Origin of the sequence: Paraburkholderia sediminicola (assembly GCF_902859805.1) — a bacterium.
In the GTDB taxonomy this organism is placed as follows: Bacteria; Pseudomonadota; Gammaproteobacteria; order Burkholderiales; family Burkholderiaceae; genus Paraburkholderia; species Paraburkholderia sediminicola.
This window is the reverse complement of record NZ_CADIKC010000002.1, coordinates 311059-328059: the sequence shown is the minus strand read 5'-3', so window position 1 is coordinate 328059 and position 17001 is coordinate 311059. Positions and strand designations below refer to the sequence as shown.

The following is a 17001-nucleotide window of genomic DNA, read 5'->3' as shown; positions in this document are numbered from 1 at the left end:
TCCAGCACGCACGCCGCAACGCTGAACGCATTGAAACGCGGCGGCTTTGAGGGGGCATCGTCCGATTGGACGAGAGTTCGTTCGCACGCTCAGCGAAACTTTTGTCAGCTAAGTACTTCCCCCGATGCCAGCAAACAGAACGGCCCTTAAGCTTGGCGTCGCGATGCAAAGTCGCATGGAGGACGGAGAGTGTTGATGGAGACAAAATGGGCCCCTGAAGAGGGCCAGGCCATGAGTGAACTGGCCGAGGTGAGCGTCGCGCAGTTCAGCGAGCTGACCGCGCGCATTTATCAAGGGGCGCTGGAAAGCACGCCGTGGGCTAGCGCGCTCGAGTTGATCCGCACTTCGCTCGGTGCGAGCTATGCCACCCTGATTCTGCGTTCGCCCTCGAGCGACCGGCGCGGTCTGATGGTGCACGCCTCCGAAATGGGGTCGGGCGTGCCGGGCGAAGCGTCGTACAACAACTACTACTATTCGCTCGACCCGTTCGTCGGTTTGCCGGCGGATCGTGTGGTCACGGTGGACGAAGTATTCGGCGACACGGGCTGGCTCACCAGTGAGCTCTACAAGCAGTTTCTGAAGCCGGCCGACATTCGCTACATCATGGGCGCTGATCTGCGCACGGAGTCAGGCGTCGAATGCCGGTTCCGCGTGTGCCGCAGTCACGCATCGAAGCATTTTTCCGCGCGCGACAAGGCGTTTTGCGCGCTGTTGCTGCCACATTTGCGGCGCGCGGTCGAACTGCACTCGCGGCTCGATATCGTGGAGTCGGAGCGCACACTGTATGCGAGCGCAATCGACCGGATGCTGGTGGGCACGGTGACGCTCGACGAGAGCGGCGCGATCATGCGCACCAATAGCGTGGCCGATGAGATTCTCGCGCAGGGCAATGGTTTGCGGATCGTGCACGGCAACGTCGAGGCGACGGACGCGCAGGAGAACCGCAATCTGCAACGTCTGGTGCGCCATGCGTTGATGGGGCACTTCGGGACGGCAGCGCCGATTGTCGAAGCCATGCCGATCACGCGCGGTTGCGACAAACCGAAACTCGGCGTGCTGGTGCGTACGATTCCGCTGTCGGACTGGTCCGAGGACAACAAGCGCCGCCCGGCAACCGTGCTGTTTCTGCGCGATCCCGATCGCAAATCGCAGGGCTCGCAGGAGATCGTGCGCAAGCTGTTCGACCTCACGCCTGCGGAGACCTCGCTCGCGTTGCTGTTGACCAATGGCTTGACACTGGAAGAAGCGGCCGACGAACTGGGCATCAGCAAGAACACCGCGCGTGCTCATCTTCGGGCAATCTTCTCGAAGACGGGTGTGACGCGTCAGGCAACGCTCGTGCGAATTCTGCTGGGCAGTGTGGTGCCGCTCGGCTGACCCTGCTTCAACTCAATTGAACGAAGGCACCGTGTGTGCCGTGTGTGCCGCGCCTGCATCCAGCGCGGCGCACACGGCACACATGGCACACGCGGCGCCTTCGACGTCTTAACCCGTGCGCTTTTGCGACAGCACCAGCAACGCGCCATTCTTGTCCTCCAGCACCGCGCGCAATTCGTGCGGCCCTTGCTGCACCGGCACGCGTACTGACGCACCTGCCGCCACCACGCGCGCCATTGCTGCATACAGGTCGTCGTTTTCGTCGACGCGAAACACCAGCGCCGCGCGTTCGACGATCCGTTCTTCACCCGCCACCAGCGCGATGCCCAGCGCGCCACCGTCGAGCGCGCAATAGCGTTCGCCGTCACGAAACTTCACCGTCAAACCCAGCCCGTCGACAAAGAGCGGCAGCGCCGCATCGATCGTGTCGACCGGGTACAGCATCATCGAAGCCTTCATTGCATTGCACTCCCATCAGTTGAGCCGCGTTGTATGGCGGCTCGATCGTAGCGCCGCGGACGAGCACCGCACGAGGTCCGATCGGACTAGCCGGAGAACGAAAAATCGGCGAAACAGATGGCAAAAAGCGCCTTCGTTCAACGCTTCTCCATCAAAGCGCACACCGTTAATCCAAATAGACGATGCCGGCCCGCACGCGCGAACTGAAACTTCATTCCGTGGACCGTCACGATCATCGTAGGAATCGGTGGGTCGGGAGCGGACCGCCCGTTTCAGCACAGTCCAAAATTCATGGAGACGCACGCAATGAAGTTTTCTCTGATTTACGAAGCCCAGACCACGGACGCTTCGCGGGAAGGCGATCACCGGGTATTCAAGGAGACCGTCGAGCAGGCGTTGCTTGCCGAACAGATGGGTTTCGACACCGTCTGGTGCGTCGAACACACGTCGCTGACGAACTACGCGCATATGAGCGCCCCGGAAACCTTCCTCGCGTATCTGGCCGGCCGCACGACCCGCATCGGCCTCGGCCATGGCGTGATCTGCCTGCCGCCCGCGATGAATCATCCGATCAAGGTAGCCGAACGTGTGGCCATGCTCGACATTCTGTCGGGTGGCCGCGTGCATTTCGGCGTCGGCAAAGGCGGCAGCCAGCAGGAAGCGGGCGCGTTCGGCTACGACCTCGCCGAGCTGCAACCGATGATCGACGAATCGATGTACCTGGTGCCGAAGATGTTCGTGCAGGACGAAATCGAGCACGACGGAAAATACATCAAGATTCCTAAACGGCCGATTCACCCGAAGCCGTTCCAGGACCCGCATCCGCCGATGTATATGGCGTGCACCAACAACGACGGCCTGCTGCGCGCCGGACAACGCGGTCTGGGCGCACTGGTGCTCGGTTTCGGCGGTCCCGATGAAGTGGCCAAGAAAAATGCCTTGTATCGCGAGGCATGGGCCACGCGCAAAGCGGAAGACCAGGTTGGCTTCCGTCCCACGCAGCATCTGGCGGCCCTGTGTCCGACCGTGGTGCTGAACGACGGCCAGCAGGCCCGCAAGATCGGCATCCGCGGTCAGCGCTACTTCATGGAGTCGCTGGCCTACTGGTACACCGGCGGCGAGCGCCCGAACCCGGATAGCTGGGGCGATGACCTCGTGAAGGGCAATACCGGCGAAATGGTGATCCGTTCGCGCTTCGCGTCGGAAGAGGTGGTGGTCGACTTCAGCGATCCGGCGCTTTCGATGATGAACCCGAATCACGCCTACGGCACCGTCGACGATTGCATTGGCTACGTGGGCCGGTTGATGGAAGCGGGTGTAGATGAAGTGCTGTTCCTTTGCCAGATGGGCACCGTGTCCCAGGAAGCGCAGCTCGAGACGATCCGCAACATCGGCGAGCACGTGATTCCGTATTTCAACCGTTTGAAGGCCGAGAAGCAGAAGGCGCAGGTCGCTGCTTAAGGCCGTTGCATTAGAGCGCGCGAGGCGGGCGTCGCTAGTCTCTTCAGACGATGCGACGCCGCGGCCGCGGCTCGAAGATGAACCCAACAAAACAGGCGCGACATCCATCTCGCGCGCCATCATGGAGACAGCCGTGCATCGCGACAACGATTCGAAAGCCCTTGCAGCCGAACTGATTGCCCGCGCCGAAGCGCTCGCGCCGGTACTTGCCGGGCGTGCCGCGCAGGCCGAGGCGAATGGCCGGATTCCCGCGGAAACCGTGGCAGATTTTCAGGCTGCCGGTTTCTTCAAGGTGCTGCAGCCGAAGCGTCACGGCGGCTATGAACTCGATCCGCAGACCTTCTTCGAGATTCAGATGGCCGTGGCGCGCGGCTGTATGTCGACCGCTTGGGTGTACGGCGTGGTCGGCGTGCACAACTGGCAACTGGCGCTGTTCGACGAACGCGCACAGCAGGACGTGTGGGGCAAGGATCAAAGCACGCTGATCGCGTCGACCTATATGCCGGTGGGCCGCGTGACGCCCGTTGAAGGCGGCTTCCGTCTGTCCGGGCACTGGAAGTTTTCCAGCGGCAGCGAACTGTGCGAATGGGTCTTTCTCGGCGCGCTGGTGCCGCCGGCGAAAGAAGGCGAACCGCCGGAATACCGCACCTTCCTGCTGCCGAAAAGCGATTACACGATCGAACAGGATTGGGACGTGCTGGGCTTGCGCGCCACCGGCAGCCACGACATCGTGGTGAACGATGCGTTCGTGCCGGACTATCGCACGCACAAGGCGATCGACGGCATGATGGGCACGAGCCCCGGTCTCGCGGTGAACGATGCGCCGCTGTTCCATCTGCCGTTTGCGCAGATCTTCGTACGTGCGGTGTGTACCGCGTGCATCGGCGCATTGCAAGGTGCGCTCGACGACTTCACGTCCTACGCGGCAACGCGTGTGAGCGCCAACAGCGGCGCGAAGACCACCGACGACACCGGCGCGCAAACCGCCTGCGCCAACGCCGCTGTCGCGCTCGATGAAATGAAGCTGCTGCTCCAACGCAACTTCGCCGAACTGCTCGCGGCCGCCAACGGCGGACCGGCGGTATCGATCGAACGGCGCGTGCACTTCCGCTATCAATCCGCGCAAGTGGCCGAACGCTGTGCGCAGGCTGCCAACGCGCTGCTGCGCTACGCCGGCGGCAACGGCATCTACAACCGCAATCCGCTGGTGCGACGCTTTCTCGATCTGCATGCGGCGCGCGCGCACTACGCAAACAACCTCGACCGCTTCGGCCAGAATCTCGGCGCCGTGATGCTCGGACGTCCGAATACCGATTTCTTCGTCTGATGGATGCCGCCATGAGCGAACAGCAAACGCAGACCTACGTGTTCGACGTGGTGGTGGTCGGCTCCGGCGCGGGCGGTATGCTGGCTGCCTGCCGCGCGGCTGACCGTGGCCTGTCCGTCGTCGTGCTTGAAAAGAGTGATCTTTACGGCGGGACCTCGGCGGTATCGGGCGGCGGCATCTGGATTCCGTGCAACCACCATATCGCCGAACTGGGCGCCACGGACACGCGCGAGGCTGCACGAACCTATATCGATGCCTGCACGAAAGGCGTGACCGCAACCGACCGGATCGACGCCTATCTCGACACTGCGCCGGAAATGTTGCGCTATGTCGAAGCGAATACGCCGGTGCGTTATGAAGCATTGCCGAAGTACGCAGACTACTTTCAGGACCTGCCGGGCTCGATGCCGGGTTACCGCGCGCTCGATCCCTTGCCGGTGGACGGTGGGTCGCTTGGTGAAGAATTCGTGCGACTACGCGAGCCTTCGCCCGGAACGTTGATCGGCGGGCGAGTGGCGGTGACCTCGAAAGAGGCGCACATGCTCCTGTCGAAAGCACCGGGGTATATCGGGCTCGCGCTGAAGCAGTTCGGCCGCTACTGGTTCGACCTGCGCGCGCGCAGCCGCTCGCGGCGCGATCGGCGCCTGACGCTCGGCAATGCATTGGCAGGCGGCCTGCGCCGCGCCTTGCTCGACCGCGACGTTCCACTGTGGCTCAACGCGCCAATGAGCGAGTTGCTCGAAGCAGACGGCCGCGTAACGGGCGTCGTGGTCGAACGCGGCGGAGAGGGCGTGCGGGTGCTCGCAAAGCGCGGCGTGATTCTCGCGGCCGGCGGTTTCGAACGCAATCAGGCGATGCGAGAGCGCTATCTGCCGCGTCCCACGCAGGCGCGGTGGAGCGCGACGCCGCCGAACAACACAGGTGACGCGATTGCCGTCGGTCTGAAATTGGGCGCGCAGATTGCATTGATGGAACACGTGTGGGGCGCGCCGACGGTCCATGTGGATCATGAGGAAAAGCAGCGCGCACTGTTCGTCGAACGCAATCTGCCGGGCTGTGTGGTCGTCAACGGACTCGGCAAGCGCTTCGTCAACGAGGCCGCGCCGTATTCGGAGTTTGTGCCGGCGATGTATCGCGACCATGCGCAAACCGGTGCGTGCGTGCCGGCGTGGATGGTGTTCGACGCGCAGTTTCGCCACAAATATCCGTGCGGACCGATCATGCCCGGCGCGATGATGCCCGATAGCCGCATCCCCGCGGCGTTCCGCTCGTTGCTCTACAAGGCCGATTCGCTCGCTGCGTTGGCCGCGCAAATCGGCGTCGACGCACAAGGTTTGCGCGACACCGTGGCGAAGATGAATCGCTACGCCGCGACCGGTATCGACGAAGAATTCGCGAAGGGCGGCAACGCCTTCGACACCTACTACGGCGACCCGAGCGTCAAGCCTAATCCGTGTCTCGCGCCGATCGAGACCGGACCGTTTTACGCGGTACGTATCGACGCAGGCGACATCGGCACCAAAGGCGGTTTGCTGACCGATGCCCGCGCTCGCGTGCTGCGCGTCGACGGCACGCCGATTGCCGGGCTCTATGCGATCGGCAACACCAGCGCGTCGATGATGGGGGCGAGCTATCCCGGCGCGGGTTCGACGCTCGGTCCCGCCATGACCTTTGGCTACATCGCCGCGAATCATCTTGCCGACAGCGAAGATGAGCGCGACGGCGTCAGCAGTATTTCAGAATCAGCACGCGCTGCCAGCAGCGAACTTCGCGGAGTCACGCCATGACTGAACCCACTTCTCACCCGTTGCGCGCCGACATGCTGCTGGCGATGCGCCGCCTCGCGCGCTCGGTCGCGGTCATCAGTTGCAACGACGGCGAACGGCGTTACTCGATGTCGGCCACCGCGGTCGATTCGCTCTCGACCGAACCGCCGTCGCTGCTGATCTGCATTAACCGCACATCGTCGATTTTTCCGCCGCTCGACAAGGGCGCGGCGTTTTGCGTGAACGTGCTCTCGGCACAGCACCAGCACATTGCGATCGATTGCAGCGGACGCCTCAAAGGTGAAGAACGTTTCACCACCGGCAACTGGCAGACCTCAGATCGTGGCGTGCCGTATCTGCACGATGCGCAGGCGAGCCTCGTCTGCTCGCAGGACGGTCGCTTCGATTACGGCACGCATGCGATCTTCATCGGCCGTGTCGAGCAGGTGTTAATTAGCGGCGAGGTCGATCCGCTGGTGTACGTGGACGGCATCTATACGACTGCCGCGGCGCCCATGCGCTGCGCAGCGGTTTAAGCGGGCGCGCGGCGTCATGCAGAGCCCTTCGTCCGTACCGCAGGAATCGGCCACGCCGGTCGAAACACCGCTCGTCGTCGACGATCCCGCCTGCGTGCGTTGGGACGATGTGTGCGACGTGCTGGTCGCGGGCTATGGCGCAGCGGGCGCGTGTGCTGCACTGGAAGCGGCGACGGCTGGCGCGAAAGTGCGGATCGTCGAGCGGTTCGAGGGCGGCGGCGCGAGCGCAAAAAGCGGCGGCGTGGTCTACGCAGGCGGCGGCACGCGCTATCAGGCCGAAGCGGGCTACAGCGACACGCCCGAGGCGATGTTCGCGTACCTGCAGCAGGAAGTGGGCGACGCGGTGTCCGCGGCTACGCTCAAACGCTTTTGCGCGGGCAGTGTCGACATGTTGCGTTGGCTCGAACGCCTCGGCGTGCGCTTTGCCGCGTCGGTGCCGCCGCGTAAGACTTCGTATCCCCAGAATCGCTTCTACCTGTACTACTCGGGCAACGAAGCGGTAGGGGATGCCGTGCGCGAACATGCGCCGGCACCGCGAGGACATCGCGTGGTCGGCGACGGCATGTCGGGACGCGTGCTGTACGACACGCTGCGGTGTGCGGTGGATGCGCAGCCGTTCATCGACACGATGTGCCACGCAAGCGTGCGCCGCTTGATCACCGACCGCAGCGGGCGCGTGATCGGCGCGCAGGTCTGGCAGGTAGCGCCGGGCCGTGCCCAGCGCGCCCATCGGCAGCTGGCACGTTGGGCGGAGCGCTTGCATAACGGCATGCCGGCATGGGCCGACCGGCTGCGCGCCGTGCTCCATCGCGTCGAGCAGCGCGACGGCCGCCTCATCACGATCAAGGCCGACGCGGTGGTGTTGAGCACCGGCGGCTTCATCTTCAACCGGTCGATGGTGGCGCATTACGCGCCGCGTTATCTGCCGAACTGGCGTCTTGGCACCACCGGTTGCGACGGCTCCGGCATCCGGCTCGGCCTGTCTGCCGGTGGCGTGGCGCAGCGGCTCGAACGCGTGTCCGCGTGGCGCTTCATCAATCCGCCGTATGCATGGGCGCAAGGCTGCGTCGTGGATCACAACGGCGAGCGCTTCTGCAATGAGGAAGTCTACGGCGCCGCGCTCGGTCACGCGATGTGCGAAACCCGTGATGGGCACGCGTGGCTGATTCTCGATGCGCGGCTCGTGAAGCTCGCACTCAAGGAATGTTTGCGCGGCAAGCTGTGGGCGTTTCAAAGCGTGCCCGCGATGCTGCTGATGCTGGCAGGCCGCAAACGCGCCCGCTCGCTGGCCGATCTGGCCGCACGCATCGGCAGCGATCCGGCGGTGCTCGAGCGAACCATCAATGCCTACAACCTGGGCGCGCTGAACGGCATCGACCGTGCGTTCGGCAAATCCGCCGCGATGCTGCAGCCGCTCATATACGGGCCTTACTACGCGATCGATATTTCATCGGACAGCCGCGTTTTCCCCTGTCCATCGATCACGTTGGGCGGTTTGCGGGTCGACGAGACAACGAATGCCGTGCTCTCCGGGCAGGGCACGCCGATCGAAGGCCTGTTCGCCGCCGGCCGGGCCGCGTGCGGACTGGCATCGAATCATTACGTGAGCGGACTCTCGCTCGCGGACTGTATCTGGTCCGGCCGCCAGGCAGGCCGGGCCGCAGCGGGCGTGGTTCTCGCGAACACCGCCCATTCCCTGACTGAAACTGACTGACACTGAAAAGAGAGAACGAAGATGGGAGACAGACTCAAAGGCAAGATTGCCGTCGTGACGGGCGCCGCGAGCGGCGTCGGCAAACAGGATGCATTGCTGTTCGCCCGTGAAGGCGCGCGTGTCGTGCTCACCGACGTCAACGAAGAAGCCGGCCGCGAAGTGGCCGCGCAGATCGGCGATGCCGCACTGTTCGTGCGTCATGACATTACGTCGGAAACAGGCTGGAACGATGTGTTCGGCGCGGCGCAAACGACTTTCGGCACGCCGGACGTGCTGGTCAACAATGCCGCGGTGCTGTTGCTCGGCAGCATTGAAGACACCACGCTCGAACAATGGCAGCGCGTGCTGCGTATCAATGCCGAAGGCTATTTTCTCGGTTGCCGCGCGGCCGTCAAGGCAATGAAGGAGAAGGGCGGCTCGATCGTCAATATGTCGTCGGTGGCGGCGTTGGGCGGGCTCGGCATGTTCTGCGCTTACTCGGCCAGCAAAGGCGCGGTGACGGCCATGACGCGTGCGATCGCCTCGCACTGCAAGCAGCGGGGCTACAAGGTCCGCTGCAACACGATTCACCCCGACGGCATTCTCACGCCGATGACCGCGCCATTCTTCGGCGCCGCCGAGGAGACCCGCGACGCGCTCACGCAGTCGATCGATCCGCACGCTCGCATGTGTTTGCCGGAAGACATCGCGAATCTGGTGCTGTTCCTCGCATCGGATGAATCGCGTTTTATCAACGGCAGCGAGTATCGGATCGACAACGCGCAGCTGATCATGGGCATTGCCTGAGTTCCTACGTTATGGCCGATTCGCGTTTTCACCGGCTCAAAGTGGCGGACGTGATCGCGGAGAGCGCCGACGCGCGCTCTTTCGTGTTCGATCTGCCGCAGGCGCTGCACGATGCATTCAGCTATCGCCCGGGGCAGTTTCTCACGCTCAAGGTGCCGTGCGCGGATGCCACCGTGCAGCGCTGTTATTCGCTTTCGAGTGCGCCGGGCATCGACCGCGCGCCGAAGATCACCGTCAAGCGGGTGCGCGATGGGCGCGTGTCGAACTGGATGTGCGACAGCATTCAGCCCGGCGACGAACTCGACGTGATGGCGCCTGCGGGCGTGTTCACCCCGCGTTCGCTCGACGGCGATCTGCTGCTGTTCGCGGGCGGCAGTGGCATCACGCCGGTGCTGTCGATTCTCAAGTCCGCGCTGGTGAACGGGCGTGGCATGCTGACCCTCATCTACGCGAATCGGGACGCACAGTCAGTGATTTTCAGTGAAGAGCTGCGGCAACTCGGGCAGCGGCACGCGGGACGATTGCGGGTGATTCACTGGCTCGATAGCGTGCAGGGCATTCCGCAGCAACGTCATCTGGAAGAACTGGCGCGGCCCTGGAGCATGCAGGAATGCTTCATCTGCGGGCCGGCGCTGTTCATGGAGAATGCGTTAGCAGCAATGCTTGCGCTGGGGTTGCCGCGAGCGAAGGTGCATGTGGAGCGGTTTGCCTCGCTGCCGGATTTGCCGGCTACGCCTGGCGTGTCCGTATCTGGTGTGTCGGCAGTTCCTGGAGACGGTGGCGTGCCCGCGGCACCGGGCGCGCACACCGCGTCCGAAATGCCGCCAGCATCTGAATCGGCTTCGACCGCTCCCATCGTCAATGCAGCAATCGAAACCGTACTCGACGGCAACACCTTCACGTTCATCTGCGAAACCGGCGAAACCCTGCTCGACGCGATGCTGCGCGCCGACGTGCCAGCCCCTAACTCGTGCCGCAGCGGTTTGTGCGGCGCCTGCATGTGCCGGGTCGAATCCGGCAGCGTGAACCTGAATGCCAACCACGTGCTCGATGCGGCCGATCTGACCGACGGCTGGACGCTTGCCTGTAGTGCGACACCCGCCAGCGCGACGCTGCGCGTGGTCTTTCCTGACTAGGTTCGCGGTCCGCACGCGCGGCTCTCGCGTGTTGCGCCTGCCGCGAACCCCATCCATCGAATTCACCATGACGCTCAACCACATCCTGACGACGCCCGCGCTGATCGCGCGCGGCGCCGCGCGCTTCGGCACGCGCACCGCGATCGAAACAGCCCAGGGTAACCTGAGCTATGCGCAACTGGACGCGGCGCGGATCGAAGCGGCGCGCGCGCTGATGAGTTGCGGCATCCAGCCGGGCGAGCGCGTCGCGATCTGGGCGCCGAATGTCGCTGAATGGATCGTGGCGGCGCTCGCGATTCACAGCGCGGGCGCGGCGCTGGTGCCGATCAACACGCGCATGAAGGGCCTGGAGGCTGCCGCGATTCTCGAGGACAGTGGCGCGCGGTTGCTGTTCTGCTGTGGCACCTTCCTTGGGGATTCGTATCCGGCCATGCTGGCTGCGCACCGTCCTGCCGGGCTCGAACGGGTCGTGGTGTTTGACGGCGCGGCAGCGGAATCGAGCGACGGCCGCGATGAGACGTGGGACGCGTTTCTGATGCGCGCCGCAGGCACCTCGATGGAAGCGTTTCGCACCCGCGAGGCGACAGTGCGCCCCGACACGCTGATGGACATCATGTTCACGTCCGGCACGACGGGACGGCCGAAAGGCGTGATGACGACGCATGGCCAGAACCTGCATGCAGTCCACGATTGGGCGCAGATCGCGACGCTGCGCGAGAGCGACCGCTATCTGATCGTCAATCCGTTCTTTCATGCGTTCGGCTACAAGGCCGGTTGGTTGGCAGCGTTCGCGAGCGGCGCGACCGTGTTGCCACATCTGGTGTTCAACCCGGAGCGCGTGCTCGAGCGCATCGTGCGTGATCGCGTGTCCGTCTTGCCGGGGCCGCCGACGCTGTATCACGCGTTGCTCGACATGCCGGATCTGGCCGCACGCGATCTGTCGTCGTTGAGAGTCGCGGTGACTGGCGCTGCCGCGATTGCGCCGAGTCTGATCGAAAGGATGCGCGCGCAACTAGGTTTCGAAACTGTGCTGACGGGTTACGGCCTTACTGAATCGTGCGGTTTCGCCGCGCTGTGCCGCAGCGGCGACGACGCTGAGACCATTGCGTACACCTCGGGGCGTGCGATGCCGGGCGTGGAGATTCGTATTGCCGACAGCAGCGGCGATGCGCTTCCATCCGGCCAAACTGGAGAAATCCTGATTCGCGGCTACAACGTGATGCAGGGCTATTTCGGCCAGCAGGACGCCAGTTCGGAAGCGGTTGACGATGAAGGCTGGCTGCACACCGGCGACCTCGGCACGCTCGACGAACGCGGCTATCTGCGCATCACCGACCGTATCAAGGACATGTTCATCGTCGGCGGTTTCAATTGCTATCCGGCGGAGATCGAGCGGCTGTTCAGCGCGCATCCAGCGGTGGCGCAAGTGGCGCTGGTCGGCGTGCCCGACGCGCGGCTCGGCGAAGTGGGGCACGCGTATGTCGTGCTGCGTTCGGGCGAGCACGCGAGCGCGGAAGAACTGACCGACTGGGCCCGCAAGAACATGGCGAACTACAAGGTGCCGCGGCATCTCACGCTGGTCGATCAGCTGCCCGTCAGCGCAGCCGGCAAGGTACTCAAATACCGCCTGCGCGAGGCAGTCAGAAGCGACGAAAAAATCCACGAAAACACTGCTGAAAACACCGCTGCAAGCTAGTCCCAACAGACGATGTTAGCCGCCCCCGGGACCGCCAGAATAAGCCTGACAACAACAGCTTCTGGAGGAGTCGGAGATGATCGATGTACGGGCTTTGGGCTACATCGTCGTGCAGTCGGCGAATATCGACACGTGGCGCGGCTGCGCGGAAAACGTGCTGGGCATGCAGGCGCTGGACGCAACGGACGGCGCGTTGTACGTGAAGATGGACGAGCGCGATTTCCGCTACCTGATCGTGCCCGGCGAGGCCGACCGCTACTTCGCTTCGGGTTGGGAACTGGCCGACGCGGCTGCATTCGACCATGCCATCCGCGCTCTCGAGGCGGCCGGCGTGGGACCGATCCGCGCCAGCGCGCAGGAAACCGCGCTGCGCCGCGTGCAGGCGATGGTGTGGTGCACGGATCCCTCCGGCAACCGGCACGAGTTTTTCTGGGGCGTACGCGCGGATTTCCGGCGCTTCGTATCGCAGCTGGGCGTGGCCGGCTTCGTCACCGGCGCGATGGGCCTCGGGCACGCCGTGCTGCCCGCGCCGAAATTCGACGCGACCGATGCGTTCCTGCGCGACGTGCTCGGCTTCGAACTCTCCGACATCTTCCGCGTGCGTTTCACCGACGACCCCGCCGAGCCCGAAAAACGCATCCATTTCCTGCATTGCAAAAACGCGCGTCATCACAGCCTCGCGATCATGGACCTGCCGGTGCCGTCCGGCTGCATCCACGTGATGGCCGAGGTGGATTCGATGGACGAAGTGGGCCGCGCGCTCGACCGGGTCGCGACGCAAGGCGTGAAGCTCTCCGCGACGCTCGGCCGTCATTGCAACGACCACATGATCTCGTTCTACATGAAAACGCCGGGCGGCTTCGATCTGGAGTACGGCTATGGCGGTTTGACGGTCGACTGGGCGCAGCACAACGTCTACGAGGCGACGCGCGTGAGCCTGTGGGGTCATGACTTCAGCGTTGGATTCCGCTAGGCCATGGTCGGGAAACCCGCAGCAAGCACGCAAAAAATCAGCAGGAATACCGCATGAAATCACTCGATAAAACTCTCAGCGCGCGCGATGTCGTGGCGCAGCTCGCCGACGGCATGACGATCGGCATCGGCGGCTGGGGCCCGCGCCGCAAGCCGATGGCGCTCGTCCGCGAGATCGTCCGCTCGAATCTGAAGGACCTCACCGTGATTGCGTATGGCGGTCCGGACGTTGGACTGCTGTGCGCGGCGGGCAAAGTGCGCAAGCTGGTGTTCGGCTTCGTGTCGCTCGATGTGATCCCGCTCGAACCGCATTTTCGCCGGGCACGTGAACAGGGCGCACTCGACGTGTGGGAGCTCGACGAAGGTCTGCTGCAACTCGGTCTGCGTGCTGCTGCGGCACGTTTGCCGTTTCTGCCGACGCGCGTCGGCCTCGGCACCGATCTGCTGAAACACGCTCCGCATCTGCGTACCGTGCAATCGCCGTATGGCGGCGAGACGCTGCTGGCGATGCCGGCGCTTGAACTCGATGCCGCGCTGCTGCACGTGAACGCCGCGGACCGGATGGGCAACACACGCATCGACGGTCCGGATCCTTTCTTCGACGCATGGTTTGCGCGCGCGGCGAAGAAGTGCTTCGTCAGCAGCGAGACGCTGGTCGAAACGCTCGCGAGCGACGACCTCGACCTCGCTCGCCGCAATACCTTCGAACGATCGCTCGTAAGCGGCGTGGTTCACGCACCTTGCGGCGCACATCCCACTTCGTGCGCGCCGGCTTACGGCTGGGATTTGCCACATCTGAAAACGTATTGCGCGAGTGCGGAAGATCCGCAACAAACAGCGGCTTACCTGAGTGACGTAGTAGGCGCCGACGAACCGGGCTATCTGCAACGCGCAGGCGGCCGGTCCCATGTAGCGGCCCTGCCGTTGCCGATTCTGTAATGGAGCGCACATGAGCGACTCTCTCGATTATTCCCTCGCCGAATTGATGATCGCCGCGGCGGCACGCGTCTGGCGTGATGACGGCGAAGTGCTGGCGACTGGCATTGGCACGGGGCCGCGCCTCGCCGCGGGTCTTGCGCGCCTCGCATACAACGCAGGCCTGATGCTTACCGATGGCGAGGCCTATCTGGTCGAAAGCCCGGTGCCGCTCGGACCGCGTGTAGCGGGCTATCGCGTGCAGGCGTCCGGTTTGATGACCTATGAGCGCGTGTTCGATTGTGTGTGGCACGGCAAGCGTCATGCGCTGGTGATGCCCACGCAGATCGACCGCTTCGGCCAGGCCAACATCTCCTGGCTCGGCGACGACTACGCCCGCCCGAAAACGCAATTGCTCGGCGCGCGCGGTTTCCCGGGCAACAGCATCAATCACGCGAACTCGTTCTTCGTCCCCGGTCACGGTAAGCGCACGTTTGTTGCCGGTGAAGTCGACATGGTGTGCAGCGTGGGTTACAACCCCGCGCGCGAAATCCCCGGCATGCGTGCGTTCACCGATCTGCGCAGCGTGATTACCGATCTGTGCGTGATGGACTTTGGCGGCGTGAATCACGCGGTGCAGGTGCGTTCGCTGCATCCTGGCGTGAGCTTCGACGAAGTACAGGACGCGACGGGTTTCGAACTCAAAGAGCATCCCGACATGCACGTGACGCCGCCGCCTGGCGCGGAAGATCTGCGTATCGTGCGTGCTCTCGATCCGCACAACCTGCGTGCGAGCGTTGTGCGCAACAACCCCGCGCCGCGCCGCGTGTGAGGGACATCATGCAAGCCACCCACGAAAGCGTCGTCGAATACAGCGTGAGCGATGGTATCGCCACGATCACGATGAATCGCCCCGAGTATCACAACGCGCAGAACTCGAAGATGACCTATGCGCTCGACGCCGCGTTCAAACGCGCATCGAACGACGATGCGGTGAAAGTCATCGTTCTTGCAGGCGCGGGCAAGCATTTTTCGGCGGGCCACGACATCGGCACGCCGGGCCGGGACATCGATCAGTCGTTCGAGCGCGCGTCGCTCTGGTACGACCACGTCGGCAAGGAAGGGGGCGAGTTCCTGTACGCCCGCGAGCAGGAGGTTTATCTCGGCATGTGCCGCCGCTGGCGCGATTTGCCCAAGCCGACCATCGCGATGGTGCAGGGCGCATGTGTGGCGGGCGGCCTGATGCTGGCGTGGGTGTGCGATCTGATTGTTGCATCGGAGGACGCGTTCTTTTCCGATCCGGTGGTACGCATGGGCATTCCCGGCGTCGAGTATTTTGCGCATGCGTATGAACTGAATCCGCGCATCGCCAAGGAGTTTCTGTTTCTTGGCGAGCGGATGGATGCGGCGCGCGCGTATCAGATGGGCATGGTCAATCGCGTGGTGCCACGCGAACGCTTGCAGGACGCCACGACGGAAATCGCCGCGAAGATCGCGCGTATGCCGCGACTCGGATTGACGCTGACCAAGCAAGCTGTGAATCACGTTGAAGAACTGCAAGGAAAACGCGCGGCGATGGATGCGGCGTTCGCGTGGCACCACTTCGCGCATGCACACAACGAACTGGTGAGCGGCGACAAGCTGGGTGGTTACGACGCGCGCAGGATGGCCGAGTCGCAACGGCCTGGCCCCGCGGCGGTCGGCGATGCAAAGGCCAAAGGAGAGGTCGCATGAGCGCCACCCTGCATACGCCGTTGTGCGATCTGCTCGGCTGCCGCTATCCGATCGTGCAGACGGCCATGGGTTGGGTCGCAGACGCGAAGCTCGTCGCCGCGACCTGCAATGCGGGTGGCTTCGGGTTTCTGGCCGGAGCGACGCTCGAAGCCGAACGCGTGGAAGCGGAAATCCTGCGCGTGAAGGAACTGACCGACAAACCGTTCGGCATCAACTTCCACATGTTCCAGCCAAACGCGGCACAGGTGGTCGATCTGGCGATCAAGCACCGGCTGCGCGCGGTCAGCTACGGCCGCGGACCGGACGCGAAGACGATCCGCCGCTTCAAGGACGCCGGTGTGATGTGCATTCCCACCGTGGGCGCGCCGAAGCACGCGGCCAAGGCGGTCGAACTGGGCGCCGATGCGGTCACCGTGCAAGGCGCCGAGGGCGGTGGGCATACCGGCTCGATGCCAACTACGCTGCTGCTGCCAAAAGTGCTGGATGCAGTCAACGTGCCAGTGATCGCAGCGGGCGGTTTCTTCGACGGGCGCGGCCTTGCTGCCGCGCTCGGTTACGGCGCGGCAGGTATTGCAATGGGCACGCGCTTTCTGATGGCCGAAGAGTCGCCGGTGCCGCGCTCGACGCTCGCGCGCTATGTGGCGGTCAACGATCCTTCGCAAATTCGCGTGTCCGCAGCGCTGGACGGCTTGCCGCAGCGAATGATCGACAACCCCTATCTGCTACGCCTTGAAGCATTCGGCCCGTTGCGCCGCACGCTATTCGCATTGCGCACGGCTGAAGCGTGGCGCCGCCAGAGCGGCATGAGTCTGGGCCAGATGGCCACGCTCGGCTTCAAGGCACTGCGCGATCACAGCTACACCGCGAGCCAGACGTTGATGGCGGCGAACGCGCCGTTTCTGATCCAGCGCGCGATCGTTGACGGCGAACCGGACGAGGGCGTATTGCCGAGCGGTCAGGTTGCCGCGGTGATCGGCGCGATCGAGCCATGCGGGACCTTGATCGCACGCATCGTCGACGAAGCCGTGGCGCGGCTCGATGCGCTGGCGGCGATGCGCAGCGCGCCGGTTCACGCATGACGCAAGGCATGACTCAAGCCATAACTCAGGCCACGACGCCACG

15 protein-coding genes are annotated in these 17001 nt (G+C 64.0%); 14 read left to right on the top strand and 1 reads right to left on the bottom strand.

What is annotated here, in order from left to right:
• The first annotated feature begins 195 nt into the window (after window positions 1-195).
• The gene (locus R8871_RS09995) at window positions 196-1377 is read left to right on the top strand and encodes a helix-turn-helix transcriptional regulator (protein ID WP_175050288.1); all 1182 of its coding nucleotides are present in this window, start codon (window positions 196-198) and stop codon (window positions 1375-1377) included.
• Window positions 1378-1485: 108 nt separating this feature from the next.
• Here the strand turns inward: R8871_RS09995 and R8871_RS09990 are convergent, their stop codons facing one another.
• A complete protein-coding gene (locus R8871_RS09990) occupies window positions 1486-1836 on the bottom strand; it encodes a VOC family protein (RefSeq protein WP_175050287.1) in 351 nt (116 codons plus the stop codon).
• 306 nt (window positions 1837-2142) lie between these two features.
• Between R8871_RS09990 and R8871_RS09985 the strand changes: the two genes are divergently transcribed.
• From R8871_RS09985 to R8871_RS09925, 13 genes are all read left to right on the top strand, one after another.
• Window positions 2143-3297, top strand: coding sequence for an LLM class flavin-dependent oxidoreductase (locus tag R8871_RS09985; protein WP_169485085.1), 1155 nt, complete (start codon window positions 2143-2145; stop codon window positions 3295-3297).
• 133 nt (window positions 3298-3430) lie between these two features.
• On the top strand, window positions 3431-4624 hold the full coding sequence (locus R8871_RS09980) for an acyl-CoA dehydrogenase family protein (RefSeq protein WP_175050286.1): 1194 nt from the start codon (window positions 3431-3433) through the stop codon (window positions 4622-4624).
• Window positions 4625-4635: 11 nt separating this feature from the next.
• Window positions 4636-6411 carry an FAD-dependent oxidoreductase gene (locus R8871_RS09975; protein ID WP_175050285.1) on the top strand — a complete coding sequence of 592 codons (1776 nt, stop codon included), beginning with the start codon at window positions 4636-4638 and terminating at the stop codon, window positions 6409-6411.
• Entirely contained in the window at window positions 6408-6926 is a 519-nt protein-coding gene (locus R8871_RS09970; RefSeq protein WP_175050284.1) for a flavin reductase family protein, read from the top strand. Before R8871_RS09975 ends, R8871_RS09970 begins: the two co-directional genes overlap by 4 nt.
• Before the next feature lie 16 nt (window positions 6927-6942).
• Window positions 6943-8640 (top strand): FAD-binding protein, encoded by a 1698-nt coding sequence (locus R8871_RS09965; protein WP_175050283.1) that lies wholly within the window; start codon window positions 6943-6945, stop codon window positions 8638-8640.
• 21 nt (window positions 8641-8661) lie between these two features.
• Window positions 8662-9426, top strand: a complete 765-nt coding sequence (locus R8871_RS09960; protein ID WP_175050282.1) for a glucose 1-dehydrogenase — start codon at window positions 8662-8664, stop codon at window positions 9424-9426.
• 11 nt (window positions 9427-9437) lie between these two features.
• On the top strand, window positions 9438-10562 hold the full coding sequence (locus tag R8871_RS09955; RefSeq protein WP_175050281.1) for a ferredoxin--NADP reductase: 1125 nt from the start codon (window positions 9438-9440) through the stop codon (window positions 10560-10562).
• Between the two features lie 67 nt (window positions 10563-10629).
• Window positions 10630-12258, top strand: coding sequence for a FadD3 family acyl-CoA ligase (locus R8871_RS09950; RefSeq protein WP_175050280.1), 1629 nt, complete (start codon window positions 10630-10632; stop codon window positions 12256-12258).
• 76 nt (window positions 12259-12334) lie between these two features.
• On the top strand, window positions 12335-13231 hold the full coding sequence (locus R8871_RS09945; RefSeq protein ID WP_175050279.1) for a VOC family protein: 897 nt from the start codon (window positions 12335-12337) through the stop codon (window positions 13229-13231).
• A 53-nt stretch (window positions 13232-13284) separates the two neighbouring features.
• Window positions 13285-14169 (top strand): CoA transferase subunit A, encoded by an 885-nt coding sequence (locus R8871_RS09940; protein WP_175050278.1) that lies wholly within the window; start codon window positions 13285-13287, stop codon window positions 14167-14169.
• Window positions 14170-14179: 10 nt separating this feature from the next.
• Window positions 14180-14977: a CoA-transferase subunit beta gene (locus R8871_RS09935; protein WP_175050277.1), complete on the top strand. Its 798-nt coding sequence runs from the start codon at window positions 14180-14182 to the stop codon at window positions 14975-14977.
• Between the two features lie 8 nt (window positions 14978-14985).
• Window positions 14986-15879 carry an enoyl-CoA hydratase gene (locus R8871_RS09930; protein WP_175050276.1) on the top strand — a complete coding sequence of 298 codons (894 nt, stop codon included), beginning with the start codon at window positions 14986-14988 and terminating at the stop codon, window positions 15877-15879.
• Window positions 15876-16958, top strand: a complete 1083-nt coding sequence (locus R8871_RS09925) for an NAD(P)H-dependent flavin oxidoreductase (RefSeq protein WP_175050275.1) — start codon at window positions 15876-15878, stop codon at window positions 16956-16958. The genes R8871_RS09930 and R8871_RS09925 overlap by 4 nt, the downstream gene beginning before the upstream one ends.
• Window positions 16959-17001 lie beyond the last annotated feature (43 nt).